The 14,760-nt window shown below is 69.8% G+C and carries 15 protein-coding genes, 3 tRNA genes and 1 pseudogene; 6 read left to right on the top strand and 13 right to left on the bottom strand.

Annotation, left to right across the window (positions count from 1 at the left end; translation table 11 throughout):
* The 11 genes and pseudogenes from AC3WPZ_RS25600 to trpE all read right to left on the bottom strand — a co-directional run.
* Window positions 1–74, bottom strand: a pseudogene (locus AC3WPZ_RS25600) (GTP-binding protein); the annotation flags it as partial.
* A gap of 55 nt (window positions 75–129) precedes the next feature.
* Window positions 130–204 (bottom strand) — tRNA-Thr (locus AC3WPZ_RS25595).
* A 75-nt stretch (window positions 205–279) separates the two neighbouring features.
* Window positions 280–353: transfer RNA gene (locus AC3WPZ_RS25590), tRNA-Gly, on the bottom strand.
* Between the two features lie 75 nt (window positions 354–428).
* Window positions 429–514 (bottom strand) — tRNA-Tyr (locus AC3WPZ_RS25585).
* A 67-nt stretch (window positions 515–581) separates the two neighbouring features.
* Window positions 582–1,313, bottom strand: a complete 732-nt coding sequence (locus tag AC3WPZ_RS25580; protein WP_492442196.1) for a uracil-DNA glycosylase — start codon at window positions 1,311–1,313, stop codon at window positions 582–584.
* Between the two features lie 7 nt (window positions 1,314–1,320).
* Window positions 1,321–2,121 carry an indole-3-glycerol phosphate synthase TrpC gene (gene trpC, locus AC3WPZ_RS25575; protein WP_492442194.1) on the bottom strand — a complete coding sequence of 267 codons (801 nt, stop codon included), beginning with the start codon at window positions 2,119–2,121 and terminating at the stop codon, window positions 1,321–1,323.
* 14 nt (window positions 2,122–2,135) lie between these two features.
* The gene (gene trpD / locus AC3WPZ_RS25570) at window positions 2,136–3,185 is read right to left on the bottom strand and encodes an anthranilate phosphoribosyltransferase (RefSeq protein ID WP_382162676.1); all 1,050 of its coding nucleotides are present in this window, start codon (window positions 3,183–3,185) and stop codon (window positions 2,136–2,138) included.
* Between the two features lie 20 nt (window positions 3,186–3,205).
* On the bottom strand, window positions 3,206–3,844 hold the full coding sequence (locus tag AC3WPZ_RS25565) for a LysE family translocator (RefSeq protein WP_382322943.1): 639 nt from the start codon (window positions 3,842–3,844) through the stop codon (window positions 3,206–3,208).
* 13 nt (window positions 3,845–3,857) lie between these two features.
* Entirely contained in the window at window positions 3,858–5,015 is a 1,158-nt protein-coding gene (locus AC3WPZ_RS25560) for a GntG family PLP-dependent aldolase (protein ID WP_382322942.1), read from the bottom strand.
* Window positions 5,016–5,095: 80 nt separating this feature from the next.
* On the bottom strand, window positions 5,096–5,689 hold the full coding sequence (locus AC3WPZ_RS25555; RefSeq protein ID WP_488929634.1) for an aminodeoxychorismate/anthranilate synthase component II: 594 nt from the start codon (window positions 5,687–5,689) through the stop codon (window positions 5,096–5,098).
* Window positions 5,686–7,200, bottom strand: coding sequence for an anthranilate synthase component I (gene trpE / locus AC3WPZ_RS25550; RefSeq protein WP_492442190.1), 1,515 nt, complete (start codon window positions 7,198–7,200; stop codon window positions 5,686–5,688). The genes AC3WPZ_RS25555 and trpE overlap by 4 nt, the downstream gene beginning before the upstream one ends.
* A 417-nt stretch (window positions 7,201–7,617) precedes the next feature.
* Between trpE and AC3WPZ_RS25545 the strand changes: the two genes are divergently transcribed.
* Both AC3WPZ_RS25545 and AC3WPZ_RS25540 read left to right on the top strand, forming a co-directional pair.
* Window positions 7,618–8,211 carry a chalcone isomerase family protein gene (locus tag AC3WPZ_RS25545; protein ID WP_382162686.1) on the top strand — a complete coding sequence of 198 codons (594 nt, stop codon included), beginning with the start codon at window positions 7,618–7,620 and terminating at the stop codon, window positions 8,209–8,211.
* A gap of 91 nt (window positions 8,212–8,302) precedes the next feature.
* Window positions 8,303–9,427 carry an ABC transporter substrate-binding protein gene (locus AC3WPZ_RS25540; RefSeq protein ID WP_492442188.1) on the top strand — a complete coding sequence of 375 codons (1,125 nt, stop codon included), beginning with the start codon at window positions 8,303–8,305 and terminating at the stop codon, window positions 9,425–9,427.
* A 6-nt stretch (window positions 9,428–9,433) separates the two neighbouring features.
* Here the strand turns inward: AC3WPZ_RS25540 and gph are convergent, their stop codons facing one another.
* Window positions 9,434–10,069 (bottom strand): phosphoglycolate phosphatase, encoded by a 636-nt coding sequence (gene gph / locus AC3WPZ_RS25535; protein ID WP_492442198.1) that lies wholly within the window; start codon window positions 10,067–10,069, stop codon window positions 9,434–9,436.
* Window positions 10,070–10,191: 122 nt separating this feature from the next.
* Complete coding sequence (gene rpe, locus AC3WPZ_RS25530; RefSeq protein ID WP_382322939.1) at window positions 10,192–10,881, bottom strand: ribulose-phosphate 3-epimerase; 690 nt, start codon at window positions 10,879–10,881, stop codon at window positions 10,192–10,194.
* A 103-nt stretch (window positions 10,882–10,984) separates the two neighbouring features.
* Between rpe and apaG the strand changes: the two genes are divergently transcribed.
* The 4 genes from apaG to AC3WPZ_RS25510 form a co-directional block, all read left to right on the top strand.
* A complete protein-coding gene (gene apaG, locus AC3WPZ_RS25525; protein ID WP_291117488.1) occupies window positions 10,985–11,380 on the top strand; it encodes a Co2+/Mg2+ efflux protein ApaG in 396 nt (131 codons plus the stop codon).
* A gap of 41 nt (window positions 11,381–11,421) precedes the next feature.
* On the top strand, window positions 11,422–13,482 hold the full coding sequence (locus tag AC3WPZ_RS25520) for a site-specific recombinase (protein ID WP_492442186.1): 2,061 nt from the start codon (window positions 11,422–11,424) through the stop codon (window positions 13,480–13,482).
* The gene (gene thiL, locus AC3WPZ_RS25515; protein WP_492442184.1) at window positions 13,475–14,446 is read left to right on the top strand and encodes a thiamine-phosphate kinase; all 972 of its coding nucleotides are present in this window, start codon (window positions 13,475–13,477) and stop codon (window positions 14,444–14,446) included. Before AC3WPZ_RS25520 ends, thiL begins: the two co-directional genes overlap by 8 nt.
* Window positions 14,447–14,468: 22 nt before the next feature.
* The coding region (locus AC3WPZ_RS25510) for a phosphatidylglycerophosphatase A (protein WP_492442182.1) at window positions 14,469–14,760 on the top strand (292 nt) is incomplete at its 3' end.

Raw genomic sequence — 14,760 nt, 5'->3', positions numbered from 1 at the left:
TTGCCATGGTCCACGTGACCAATCGTGCCCACGTTCACGTGCGGCTTGGTCCGCTCAAATTTCTCTTTTGCCATTTTTCAGCTCCAAAATCAAAATTGCCGAAACACCAGAACAATGCAGGAATATCACTGGTGCCCATGGCGGGAATCGGACCCGCGACCTCTCCCTTACCAAGGGAGTGCTCTACCACTGAGCCACATGGGCAAAGGCACCCGGCGGACCGGACACCCCTGAAAACTCAAACGCCTGTCAAAAACACATCCAACCACCGACGGGACATGGAGCGGGAGACGGGAATCGAACCCGCGTCATCAGCTTGGAAGGCTGGGGTTCTACCATTGAACTACTCCCGCCTGACCTAACCGGCACCACACGGCACCGACCCTCTGGGCGAAACATCCCATTTGCTAACACGTCACATCGATCGCTGGTGGAGGAGGCTGGATTCGAACCAGCGTACGCGTAAGCGGGCAGATTTACAGTCTGCTGCCTTTAACCACTCGGCCACCCCTCCATAGCGCAGCCCGCGATTATGCCATGGATTTGTGGCACTTGGCGCCCGCTCCCCGCTGCCCATTCCGTCACCAGGCGATCGGCGCCCGGCCCTGCCCGGCCAGCCAGGCGTTGGCCTGCCCGAAATGGCCGCAGCCGACGAACGGTACGGGGCCGCGCCGGGCCGACAGCGGCGACGGGTGGTTGGCGCTGAGCACGAGATGGCGCCGGGCGTCGATCAAAGGCGTCTTTTTCTGGGCATGGGCGCCCCAGAGCAGAAACACCTTGGGGTCGCCGGTGTGGCCGCAGTGCTGGATGACGGCGTCGGTCAAGGCTTCCCAGCCCCGGCCGGCATGGCTGGCGGGCTGGCCGTCCTCCACCGTCAGGCCGGTGTTGAGCAGCAGGACACCCTGCCGGGCCCAGCGCACCAGCGAGCCGTCGGCTGGCACAGGCGTGCCCAGATCGCGCTGCAGTTCCTGGAACATGTTGCGCAGGCTGGGCGGAGTCTTGACGCCGGGCGCCACGGAAAAGGCCAACCCTTCAGCCTGTCCGGGGCCGTGGTACGGGTCCTGGCCCAGGATGACCACGCGAACCGCCTCGGGGGCGCTGAGTTCAAGGGCCCGCAGCGGCCTGGGCGGGTAGACCACCGCCCCCTGCGCCAGCCGCTCGGCCAGGAAGTCCTGCAACCCGCGCCCCGGGGACGAGGCCCAGAAATGGTTCACCAGGCCGGCCCAACCCGGCTGCACCGGCCAGTCGGCCGGCTGGGCCGACAGCAGATGGGGGGCCACCGCGGGCCCGCCCCAGTCGAAACCGGCTTGCATCGCCACCTCAGGCGAACAGCTCGGCCAGCGCCAGCCCGGGCTCGGGCGCGCGCATGAAGGCCTCGCCCACCAGGAAGGCGTTGACGCCCGCCGCGCGCATGGTCTGCACGTCGGCGCGGCCCAGGATGCCCGATTCGGTGATCAGCAGGCGGTCGGCCGGCACGTCGGGCAGCATGTCCAGCGTGGTCCGCAGCGTCACCTCGAAGGTGCGCAGGTTGCGGTTGTTGATGCCGACCAGGCGGGTCTTGAGCCGCAGCGCGCGCTCCAGTTCGGCGCGGTCGTGCACCTCGACCAGCACGGCCATGTTCAGGCCCAGGGCCACGGCCTCGAGCTCGGCCATGCGGGCGTCGTCCAGGCAGGCGGCGATCAGCAGGATGGCGTCGGCGCCCATGGCGCGGGCCTCGTAGACCTGATAAGGGTCGACCATGAAGTCCTTGCGCAGCACGGGCAGGTCGCAGCTGGCGCGGGCCTGCTTGAGGAAATCGGGGCTGCCCTGGAAGAACTGGCGGTCGGTCAGCACCGACAGGCAGGCCGCGCTCACCTGGCCATCGCCTTCGGCGTAGCTTTGCGCGATGTCGGCGGGAATGAAGTCTTCGCGCAACACGCCCTTGCTCGGGCTGGCCTTCTTGACCTCGGCGATCACGGCCGCCTGGCCGGCGGCGATCTTGGCGCGCAGCGCGCCCTCGAAATCGCGCGTGAGCACGCGGCTCTCGGCATCGAAACGCACCGCATCCAGCGGCTTCTTGCGCTGGGCGGCGGCGATTTCCTCGTGCTTGACGGCCACGATCTTCTGCAGGATGTCGCTCATGACGGTGTTCCAGATCAGGCCACGAAGGCCTTGAGTTGTTCGAGTTTGGCCAGCGCCGCGCCGGCGGCGAGCGTGCGCCGCGCCAGCGCGATGCCTTCGCCCATGTCGGCGACCACGTTGGCCGCGTACAGCGCCACACCGGCGTTGAGCGCCACGATCTCGCTGGCGGCCTTGAAGGCCGGGTCGTCGCGGCCTTCTAGCACCCCCATCAGCATCTGGCGCGAGGCCTCGGGCGTTTCCACCCGCAGCGCGCGGCTGCTGGCCATGGTCATGCCGAAGTCCTCGGGGTGGATTTCGTATTCGGTGATCTCGCCGTTCTTGAGTTCGCCGACCAGCGTGGCGGCGCCGAGCGAGACCTCGTCCATGCCGTCGCGCCCGTACACCACCACGGCGTGTTCGGCGCCCAGGCGCTGCAGCGCGCGCACCTGGATGCCCACCAGATCGGGGTGGAACACGCCCATGAGGATGTTGGGGGCCGAGGCCGGGTTGGTCAGCGGCCCCAGGATGTTGAAGATGGTCTTGATGCCGAGCTCGCGCCGCACCGGGGCCACGTTCTTCATGGCGGGGTGGTGGTTGGGCGCGAACATGAAGCCCACGCCGACCTGTTCGATGCAGCGCGCGATGGCCTCGGGCGGCAGGTTGATGTTGACGCCCAGGCTCTCCAGCACGTCGGCGCTGCCACTCTTGCTCGAGACGCTGCGCCCACCGTGTTTGCTCACGCGCGCGCCGGCCGCGGCGGCCACGAACATGGAACAGGTGGAGATGTTGAAGGTGTGCGAGCCGTCGCCGCCGGTGCCCACGATGTCGACCAGGTGGGTCTTGTCGGCCACGTGCACCTTGGTGGAGAACTCGCGCATCACCTGCGCGGCGGCGGTGATCTCACCGATGGTTTCCTTCTTCACGCGCAGGCCGGTGATGAAGGCGGCCATCATGACCGGCGACATCTCGCCGCTCATGATCAGGCGCATGAGGTGCAGCATCTCGTCGTGGAAGATCTCGCGGTGTTCGATGGTGCGCTGCAGCGCTTCCTGCGGGGTGATCTTGTGTGCGGAGGTGGGTGACATGAAGGTCTCCAAGGGTCTCTTTACGGGGCGGGATGGTCGGTCAAGGCCAGTTTCAGGCCGAAGCCAATGAAGAGCACGCCGGCGGCGCGGTCGAGCCAGTGCATGGCGCGGCGCACCAGGCTCACGCGGTTCGCGGCCCAGGCCGCGAGCCAGGCGTAGCCCAAGGTCACGGGCAGGGCATTGAAGCTGAACAGCACGCCCAGGGCCAGGAAGGCCAGGGTCTTGTGGCTGGCGTCGGGCGCGATGAACTGCGGCAGGAAGGCCAGGAAGAACAGCGCCACCTTGGGGTTGAGCACGTTGGTGAGGAAGCCGCGGCGGAACACGCGGCCTAGGTCCGGCTCGGCGGGGGCGGCGTCGGGCGCCCAGCCCGGGGTGGACGCGCGCAGCAGGCGCACGCCCATCCACAGCAGGTAGGCCGCGCCGACGAACTTGACGACCGTGAACGCCGTGGCCGAGGCCGCCAGCAGGGCGCCCAGGCCGACGGTGGCGATCGCCACATGCACGAAGCAGCCCGCGAAGATGCCGAGCGCGGCCACCATGCCGGCGCGCACGCCGCCGCGCAGCGAGTTGCTCACGATGTAGAGCACGTCCGGGCCGGGCGTGAGGTTGAGCAGCCAGCCGGCCACGATGAAGAGCAGGAGTTGCGGCCAATCGGGCATGGGACGCTCCGGCTCAGTAGACGGCGGTGCCGGCGGCGCGCGCGGCGGGCGCGGTGCCGCCCTGCGCGAAGAAGGCCCGGGTGCTCGCGATCGCGCGGTCGATGCCGGCCGTGTCCACGTCGAGGTGTGTCACGAAACGCAGCCCGATCAGGCCGGTGGCGAGCACGCCATCCTTCGCGAGGTGGGCCAGCAGGTCGGGCCCACGCCCGCCGGCCACATCGACGAACACGATGTTGGTCTGCGCGGAGCGCACGCTCAAGCCCTCGATGCCGGCCAGGCCCTGGGCCAGGCGCAGCGCGAGCGCATGGTCGTCGGCCAGGCGGCGCACGTGGTGGTCCAGCGCGTGGTGCGCGGCGGCCGCCAGCAGGCCCGACTGGCGCAGCCCGCCGCCCAGCATCTTGCGCCAGCGCAGCGCGCGGCGGATCAGGTCTTCCGAGCCGCACAGGGCCGAACCCACGGGCGCGCCCAGGCCCTTGCTGAAGCAGACCGACACGCTGTCGAAGCGGTCGACGATGCCGCGCACCGTCTGGTAAGGGTCGCCCCCACGCTCCCCCACTGCGTGTGGGTCGCTGCCCCCCGAGGGGGCTGCCTCGGCTTGGAGCGGTCCTGCGCCGAGGCGAGGGTCACCACCGGCCGCCACCGCCGCGTTGAACACGCGCGCGCCATCCAGGTGCACCGCCAGCCCGTGCTCGCGCGCCAACGCCGTGGCGCCGTCGAGGTAGTCGGCCGGCATGGGGTGGCCGTTCCAGGTGTTCTCCAGGCACAGCAGGCGCGTGCGGGCGAAGTGCGGGTCGTCGGGCTTGATGGCGGCGGCGATGTCGGCCAGCTGCATCTGCCCGCTGGCGTTCTGCGCCAGCGGCTGCGGCTGGATGCTGCCCAGCACCGCCGCGCCACCACCTTCGTAGCGGTAGGTGTGGGCGTTCTGGCCCACCAGGTACTCGTCGCCGCGCTCGCAGTGCGCCAGCATCGCGCACAGGTTGCTCTGCGTGCCGCTGGGCATGAAGAGCGCGGCCTGCTTGCCGGTGATGGCGGCGATGCGCTCCTGCAACGCCTGCACCGAGGGGTCGTCGCCGAACACGTCGTCGCCCAGGGGCGCGGCCATCATGGCCTCGCGCATCGCGGCGGTGGGTTGGGTGACGGTGTCGCTGCGCAAGTCGACGGTGGTGTTCATGCGATCCGGCGCCGGGCCGCCCCAAGCCGGATCAGCCCCCTCGGGGGGCAACGACCCGCGCGGCGGTGGAGTGTGGGGGCTCATAGGGATTGCTCCAGGAAGTTCTTGAGCATGGCGTGGCCGTGCTCGGTGAGGATGCTCTCGGGGTGGAACTGCACGCCTTCGATGGCCAGTGTCTTGTGTTTCACGCCCATGATCTCGCCATCCGGCGTCCAGGCCGTGACCTCGAGGCAATCGGGGCAGCTCGCGCGCTCGATGGCCAGCGAGTGGTAGCGGTTCACGGTGAACTGCTCGGGCAGGTTCGCGAACACGCCCTGGCGCGTGGTGGTGATCGGCGAGGTCTTGCCGTGCATCAGCTCCTGCGCGCGAACGATCTTGCCGCCGAAGGCCGCGCCGATGCTCTGGTGCCCCAGGCACACACCGAGGATGGGCAGCTTGCCCGCGAAGTGCTGGATCGCCGCGACCGAAATGCCGGCCTCGGCGGGCGAACACGGCCCTGGCGAAATCACCAGGCGATCCAGTTGCCCGGCGGCCAGGCGCGCATCGATCTCCTCCAGCGTGATCTCGTCGTTGCGGAACACGCTGACCTCGGCACCGAGTTCGCCGAAGTACTGCACGATGTTGTAGGTGAACGAGTCGTAGTTGTCGACCATGAGCAAGCGGATCGGCTTCATTCCAGGCCCTCCTCGACCAGTTCGGCGGCGCGCAGCAGCGCGCGCGCCTTGTGTTCGGTTTCCCTCCACTCCATCTCGGGCACCGAGTCGGCCACCACGCCGGCCGCGGCCTGCACGTAGAGCGTCTGGTCCTTGATGATGCCGGTGCGGATCGCGATGGCCACGTCCATGTCGCCGGCGTAACTCAGGTAGCCGCAGGCGCCGCCGTAGATGCCGCGCTTGGTCGGCTCGAGCTGGTCGATCAGCTCCATGGCATGCACCTTGGGCGCGCCGGTGAGCGTGCCGGCCGGGAAGGTGGCCTTGAGCACGTCCATGCTGCCCACGGGCTGGCCGTCCGGACCCTCCACCAGGATGCCCTCGACGTTGCTCACGATGTGCATCACGTGGCTGTAGCGCTCCACCGAGAAGGCCTCGGTCACCTTCACGCTGCCGGTCTTGGCGATGCGGCCGATGTCGTTGCGCGCCAGGTCGATCAGCATCACATGCTCGGCGCGTTCCTTGGGGTCGTTGACCAACTCGGTCTCGGTGGCCTTGTCCTGCTCGGGCGTGGCGCCGCGCGGGCGCGTGCCGGCCAACGGACGGATGGTGATCTTCTGGCCCTCGGGCGTGTGCTCCTGGCGCACCAGGATTTCCGGCGAAGCCCCCACCACGTGGAAATCCCCGAAGTGGTAGTAATACATATAGGGAGACGGGTTGAGCGAGCGCAGCGCGCGGTACAGGCTCAGCGGCGACTCGGTGTAGCGCTTCTTGATGCGCTGGCCCACCTGCACCTGCATGAAGTCACCGGCGGCGATGAGCTCCTTGGCGCGCTCGACCGCCGCGAGGTAGTCGGCCTTGGCGAAGTCGCGCTCGGCCGGGTAGCTCTGGCTGGGCTTGACCACCGGCGCGCTCACCGAGTACTTCAGCGCCTCGCGCAGTTCGCGCAGCCGCTTCTTGGCGTTGGCGTAGGCCTCGGGCTGGGCCGGATCGGCGTACACGATGAGGTAGAGCTTGCCCGAGAGGTTGTCGATCACCGCCAGCTCTTCGCACTGCAGCAACAGGATGTCGGGGCAGCCCAGGGTGTCGGGCGGGCAGCTGTTCTCCAGCTTCTTCTCGATGTGGCGCACCGCGTCGTAGCCGAAGTAGCCGGCCAGGCCGCCGCAGAAGCGCGGCAGGCCGGGGCGCAGAGCGACCTTGAAGCGCTTCTGGTAAGCGGCGATGAAGTCCAGCGGGTTGCCGTGCGCGGTCTCGACGACAGCGCCGTCGCGCACCACCTCGGTCTTGGCCTCGGCGCCGAAGCCGCTGGCGCGCAGCAGGGTGCGCGCGGGCAGGCCGATGAAGCTGTAGCGCCCGAAGCGCTCACCGCCCACCACCGATTCGAGCAGGAAGCTGTGTCTGCCGTCACCGCGCCCGTGCGCGAGTTTGAGGTAGAGCGAGAGTGGGGTTTCGAGGTCGGCGAAGGCCTCGGCCATCAGCGGGATGCGGTTGTAGCCCTGCTGGGCCAGGCTCTTGAATTCGAGTTCCGTGATCATGTTCGTTCTTTCCATCGGCCACACGCCGGGTCATCGTCGACGCATCGGGTGGGGCTGGGGTCCATGCCATCCGGGGAAACATCCGCCGGGTTCGGGGTGGGGTGACAGTGGCGGCGTGGAACGCGCGCGGACTGTGCAAACCCCGGGGGAAGGTGCACGTTTACGCTGGCTTGCGCCAGGGCCAGGCTCCCCGGCCATTGCGGCTCGGCAGACCACCTGAAAAGGATGTGCGTGGGTTGAACATGGAAGGCGCAGTGTAGCAAAGCGCCATGACCGTGTCCCACATCACGCGCCCAAGCTTTGGTTCTACGGCCAAACCCTGATGTCCGGCGCAGGCTCGGCAAGGACAATCCTGGCGAAACGAACGGGTGTTCGTTTTTTTACGCGCCATCGCCCTCGCCCATCCGGACACACCCCATGAAAACACCGTTGATGCCCACCCTCGCCCTGGTCTTTGCCCTGCTCGGCATGGGTGCGGCGCAGGCCGCCACCGTCGACCTCGCCGGCGTGAAGCTCGAAGACCGCGCCACCGTGGCCGGCAGCCCGCTGGTGCTCAATGGCGCCGGCATCCGCTACAAGGCGGTGTTCAAGGTCTACACCGCCGGCCTGTACCTCGGGGAGAAGGCGAGCACCCCCGAGGCGGTGCTCGCGACCAAGGGCCCCAAGCGCATCAGCATCACCATGCTGCGCGACATCGACTCGGCCGAGCTGGGCAAGCTGTTCTCGCGCGGCATGGAAGACAACATGGACCGCAGCGCCTTCTCCAAGCTCATTCCGGGTGTGCTGCGCATGAGCCAGGTGTTCAGCGACCACAAGAAGCTGCAGGCCGGCGACAACTTCCTGGTGGACTGGGTGCCCGGCACCGGCGCCGTGCTCACCATCAAGGGCAAGGTGGAGGGCGAGCCGTTCAAGGAGCCCGAGTTCTACGACGCCCTGCTGCGCATCTGGCTGGGCCCCAAACCGGCCGACCACCTGCTCAAGGACGCCCTGCTGGGCAAGCCGGCGCGCTGAACCGTCCGCGCGACGCGCGGCCCCCATGCGCCGCCGAACGGGCGGTCCGGCCCGCCAGAATGCGGGTCATCCCCTCTACGCCGCATTCACCATGATCCGTCGCAACCTGATGGCCGCCCTGGCCGCCGCCCTCCTGCCCGTCGCCGGCCTGCCCCAGGACAGCGGCGACATCGTGGTGGCGCAGATCGGGCCGTTCACCGTGCTGCCCGCGCCGGACCCGAAGGAGCTCAACGAAGGCATCACCGCCGCACTGGACGAGATCAACGGCCGCGGTGGCATCCAGGGCCGGCGCATCTCGCTCGTCAAGCTGGACGACACCTACACCTTCGACGGTTTCCGCCAGCAGCTGGGCACGGTGATGGCGCAAAAGCCGGTGGCGCTGCTGACGCCGCTGGGCTCCGCCACCCTCAAGGGCCTGCTCGACAGCAAACTGCTGGACACCACCGACATCGTGATCCTCAACGCGGTGCCGGGCGCCAGCGTGCTGCGCTCGCCGGGGCACCCCAAGCTGTTCCACATCCGCGCGGGCGACGAGCAGCAGATCCACAAGATCGTGACGCACGCGCGCACGCTGAGCATCCGCTCCATGGGGGTGCTGCACCAGAACATCCCGATCGGCTCCTCCGGCCTGGCCTCGGCGCGCAGCGCGGCGGCCGAGCTGGGTGGCATCGAGATCGTGGAGGCGCAGTCCGCCACCGACGCCGCGGCGCTCGCGCAGGCGGCCAAGACCCTGGCCGCCGCCAACCCGCAATCGGCCCTGGTGGTGGGCGCGCCCAAGTTCTCGGGCGAGGCCATTGCCGCGCTGCGGGCGGCGGGGGTCTCGCAGCAGATCTTCAGCCTGTCCTACCTGCCCGCACCGGCGCTGATGAAATTCGCGGGCAACGGCGCGCGCGGCGTGGGCCTGTCCCAGACCTTCCCCAACCCCATGGGCGCGACGCTCCCGCTGCAGCGCGATTTCCGCGCCGCGATGCGCAAGGTGCACCCCACGCTGACGGACTACACCACCTTCCACATGGAGGGCTACATCACCGCCCGGGTGTTCGCCGAAGCCGCCAAACGCAGCCGCAGCCTCAATCCCTCGGGCATCGCGCAGTCGCTGCGCGCCATGGGCGAGGTCGACCTCGGCGGCTTCCGCGTCAACTTCGCCAAGAGCAACCTGGGCAGCAACTGGGTGGACATCGGTGTGGTGTCCGGCGACGGCAAGCTGCTTTACTGATCGTCTTCAGGCCCCGGCCTGCAGCAAGCCGGGCAGGCCGTCGAGGCGGTCCACGAAGGCATCGGCGTCGACCCCGCGCACCGGCTCGCCGTGGTTGTAGCCGTAGGTCACCAGCACCACCGGGCAGCGGGCCGCTCGCGCGGCCAGCGCATCGTTCTGCGAATCGCCCACCATCAGCGTTTGCGCCGGCACCGTGCCCAGGGCTTCGCAGGTCTTGAGCAGCGGCAGCGGGTCGGGCTTGGTGCGCTCGAAGCTGTCGCCGCCGAACACGTGGGCGAAAAAGTCCGCCAGGCCCTTGGCCTGCAGCAGCGGGCGCGCGAAGTTCAGCGGCTTGTTGGTCAGGCAGGCCAGCGGCAGGCCCCGCTCGCGCAGCGCCGCGAGGCCCTCGACGACACCGGGGTAGACCGCGCTGTGCTGGCCGTTGATGGCCAGGTAGTGAGCCTGGTAGCGCGTCCAGGCCTCTGGCTGCACGCGGGCGGCCTCGTCGGCACCGAGCCCGCCGTGCAGCAACGCCGAGCGGATCAGGTGCGCCGAACCCTTGCCCACCATGCGCTCGATGTCGGCACGGGCGACGACCGGGCGGCCCAGGTCCTTGAGGGTTTCATTCAGGGCGACGTCGAAGTCGCCCAGGGTGTCGACCATGGTGCCGTCGAGGTCGACGATCAAGGCCCCCACGCTCCACCGCTGCGCGGGTCGCTGCCCCCCGAGGGGGCTGGCCGGGCTTGGGAGCGGCCCGGCGCCCAGCCGGGCGTCGTCGATGCTTCTCATTGGAGCGCCGCGCGCATCTGGTCGATCACGGCCTTGTAGTCCGGCTTGCCGAAGATCGCGCTGCCGGCCACGAAGGTGTCGGCCCCTGCGTCGGCCACGCGGCGGATGTTGTCGGCCTTGATGCCGCCGTCCACCTCCAGGCGGATGTCCTTGCCGCTGGCCTCGATGCGCCGGCGCGCGTCCTCGATCTTGCGCAGCGCGGAGTCGATGAAGCTCTGGCCGCCGAAGCCCGGGTTCACGCTCATGATCAGGATCAGGTCGATGTCGTCGATCAGCCAGTCCAGCACGTCCAGCGGCGCGCCGGGGTTGAAGGTCAGGCCGGCCTTGGCGCCCTTGGCCTTGATGGCCTGCACGCTGCGGTGCACATGGGTGCTCGCATCGGGATGGAAGCTCACGAGATCGGCGCCCGCGTCGATGAAGGCACCGGCCAGCGCGTCCACCGGCTGGATCATCAGATGCACGTCGATCGGCACCGGCGTTCCGTCGGGCTTCTTCGCGTGCGGCTTGAGCGCCTGGCAGATCATGGGCCCGAAGGTCAGGTTGGGCACGTAGTGGTTGTCCATCACGTCGAAGTGGATCCAGTCGGCGCCGGCGGCGATGACGTTCTTCACCTCGTCGCCCAGGCGGGCGAAATCGGCGGACAGGATGGAGGGGGCGATGCGGTGCTGGACGGGAAGCTGGGACATGGGCAACCTGGCTGGTGGGGAATGGGTGGGCGCGGGATCGGGCCAAAGACCCCATTCTCGCAGGGCCACCGCGTTGACGCAGGCGCGCGGTAACATGCCGCCCATGCCGAAATACCTGTTCACCTGCGAGGTCGAACCCCAGTTCCTGAGCGAACAGTCGTCGCCCGACGAAGACGTGTACGCCTTCGCGTACACCATCACCATCACCAACGCGGGCGAGGTGCCGGCACAGCTGATCGCGCGCCACTGGATCATCGACGACGCGCGCGGGCAGACCGAGCAGGTCAAGGGCCTGGGCGTGGTCGGGCACCAGCCCCTGCTGCGGCCCGGAGAATCCTTCCAGTACACCAGCGGCACGCGCCTGGCCACGCCCACGGGCACCATGCGCGGCAGCTTCTTCTGCGTGGCCGAAGACGGCGAGCGTTTCGAGGCCGAGGTGGCCGAGTTCGCGCTGCGCGCCCCGGGCTCGGGCGACGCACCGGCGCGGGTGCTGCACTGAAACCCGGCGCCCCGACACGCGGCCCCCACCCCGACGACCGCATGCCCACCTCCACCCCGCTCGACACCCTGGACCCGGACGCCCCGCTGGCGCTGCGCCACCTGTGGCTGATCGGCGCGTTGCGCTGGGTGCGCGGCGAAGAGGCCGACGTGCAGGCCAGCGTCGGCCGCGTGCGCCTGTTCCTCGACACCGTGCAGGGCGATCCCGCCGTGCAGGCGCGCTGGCGCCGCTGGTGGAGCCGCTTCATCGCCACCGTGGACCTCACGCCGCTGCTGGCCGACCACGGCTTCGCGCCGCGCACCGCCTTTCTGAGCGAATTCGGCAACCGGCTGCGCAAGAAAGTGCTGCCGGGCACGCCCGAGACCACCGACATGGCCGAGCTGTTCGACCTGCTGCTGTCCGCGCGCTTCGACGTGCGCTGGCTCAAGGCGCTCGACAGCGACACCCTCAAGCGCCTGCGCAGCCTGCTGATCGCGGCGCCGGCCGACGAGGCCCCGGCCGCCGACTCGCCCGCCGACTCGCCCGCCGGCTTCTGGCAGACCGCGCTGATGGACGCGCTGATCTTCTGCGTGAGCCAGATCAGCGCCACCGGCTTCGCCTCGGAAATCCGCATCCGCATGTCGCCCGAGGCGCAGGCCCAGCGGCCCTTCCACGAGCTGCCGGCCGATTTCGAGGCGTTGCGCCGCGCCGTGAACCGCCACGGCGCACGCAGCCCCGAAGCCCTGGCCGCCGCCGATGTGCTGCGCCAGCAGCTCGACGCCTGCCGCCACGCGGCCTATACCGTGTACTCGCACCTGGAAGAGCACGGCGTGTCGGTCGGCATCGTGTTCCGCCTGCGCCAGCTGCGCGAACGCATCGTGCGCGTCAAGGAGCTGCTGGACTGCCTGCAGTCCGAGCAGCCCGAGCGCGCCACCGCCGCGCTGCTGGCCGACCTGGCCCAGGTCGGGCTGGACAACCGCAGCGTGCGCTCGCTCATCGCCAGCAGCTCGCACCTCACCGCCGCCAAGGTGGCCGAGCGCAGCGCCGAGAGCGGCGAGCACTACATCACCCGCAACGCCGCCGAGTACCGCGAAATGGTGCGCAAGGCGGCCGGCGGCGGCGCCATCATCGGCCTGACGACCTGGATCAAGTTCCTGCTGTACGGGCTGGGCCTCACCGCGTTCTGGGGCGGCTTTGCCGCCGGCCTGAACTACGCCGCCTCGTTCGTGCTGATCATGCTGCTGCACCTCACGGTGGCCACCAAGCAGCCCGCCGTGACCGCGCCAGCCATGGTCGCCAAGCTGCGCGACATCAAGGCGCCCGGCGCGGTGCGCCGCTTCGTCGACGAGGTGGCCAACCTGTTTCGCTCGCAGATCGCCGCCATCGTGGGCAACGTGGGCCTGGTGATCCCGGTGGTGGTGCTCATCAGCCTGGGCCTGCAGCTGCTCACCGGCCAGGCCATGGTGAACGAGGACAAGGCGCACCACGTGCTCAACGACATCCACCTGCTCGGCCCCACCGTGTTCTTCGCGGCCTTCACCGGGGTGCTGCTGTTCGCCTCCAGCATCATCGCCGGCTGGGTCGAGAACTGGTACGTGTTCCACAACCTGGACTCGGCCATGCAGCACAACCCGCGCTTCACCGCCGTGCTCGGGCGCGAGCGCGCCGCGCGCTGGGCCGATTTCATGCGCCGCAACATCTCGGGCCTGGCGGCCAACATCTCGCTGGGCTTCATGCTGGGCCTGGTGCCCGCGTTCGCGGCCTTCTTCAGCCTGCCGCTGGACGTGCGCCACGTCACCCTCTCGGCCGGCCAGGTCACGGCCGCGGCCATGGCGCTGGGCTGGGACGTGTTCACCGAGCCCGCCTTCTGGTGGGCGGTGGCCGGTGTGCTCGCCGTCGGGCCGCTCAACCTGGGCGTGAGCTTCTACCTCGCGTTCCGCCTCGCGCTGCAGGCGCAGAACATCAGCGAGGTCAACCGCCAGCTGATCCGCGCCGCGATCAAGCGCCGCATCCGCGCCGCGCCGCTGAGCTTCCTGATTCCGCCCCGGGCCGCGCGCCGCGGCGAAGACGACGAACCCCCTGCCCCGGCACCCTCGGCCGGTTCGCCCCAAGCGCATGGGTGAGTTCGAACTGATCCGCCGCCATTTCCAGCGCGCGCCAGCGACCGGTGGGGACGGCGCGGTGGTGCTGGGCATCGGCGACGACTGCGCCCTGCTGCAACCCAGCCCCGGCCACCAGCTCGCGATCTCCAGCGACATGCTGGTCGAGGGCCGGCATTTTTTTGCCGACGTGGCCCCCGAAGCGCTGGGCCACAAGGCGCTGGCCGTGAACCTGAGCGACCTCGCCGCCATGGGCGCGCGCCCGCTGGGCTTCACGCTCGCGCTCGCCCTGCCCCACGCCGACAGCGACTGGCTCGCGCGCTTCGCGCAAGGGCTGTTCGCGCTGGCCGATGCGCACGCCTGCCCGCTGGTGGGGGGTGACACCACGCGCGGCCCTCTCAACCTCTGCATCACCGTCTTCGGCGAGGTGAAACCCGGCCAGGCGCTGCGGCGCGACGCCGCGCGCGCGGGCGACGACCTGTATGTGAGTGGCCGCACCGGCGAAGCCCGGCTGGCGCTGGAGCAGCTGCGCGGCACCGAATGGGCCGGCACGGCCGTGGAGGCCGAAGCGCGCGCGCGGCTGGAGCGGCCCACACCGCGCAACGCCCTGGGTGTGGCGCTGTCGGCCGTGGCGGGCGCGCACGCCGCGATCGACCTGAGCGACGGCCTGGCCGGCGACCTCGGCCACCTCCTGCAGGCCAGCGGCGTGGGCGCCGAGATCCACCTGCCGGCCCTGCCCGTGGCCCCTGCGCTGCAAGGCCTGCCCGAGGCGCGGCGGCTCGAATGCCTGCTGGCCGGCGGCGACGACTACGAGCTGCTGTTCACCGCCGCGCCCGAAGCGCGCGAGGCCATTGCCCAGGCCTCGGCCGACAGCGCCACGCCGGTCACGCGCATCGGGCGCATCACGGCCGCCCCGGGCCTGCGCCTGCTCGGCGCGGCGGGCCAGGTGGTGCCATTCGGCGCACAAGGCTTCGACCATTTCGCCTGAGTGCCCGCCCGATAATCCCCGCATGCCCGACACCGCCAACGACGCGCCGCTCACCCGCCCGACCTGGCGTTTCCTGCTTGCCCACCCCGCCCACTTCCTCGCGCTCGGCGCGGGCGCCGGCCTGAGCCGCCTGGCGCCGGGCACGGCCGGCACGCTCTGGGCCTGGGTCGCCTTCCTGCTGCTGGACCCGCTGCTCACGCCGCTGACCTGGGCGGTCGTGATCGCCGCGGCCACGCTCGCGGGCTGGTGGGCCTGCACCGTCACCGCGCGGCACCTGCGCGTGGCCGACTCCGGCCACATCGTGTGGGACGAGG

It is taken from the genome of Hydrogenophaga sp. FW305-3-2-15-A-LB1 (genome assembly GCF_058787875.1).
The sequence above is the reverse complement of the archived record's forward strand: the minus strand, read 5'-3'. Positions and strand labels throughout refer to the sequence as shown.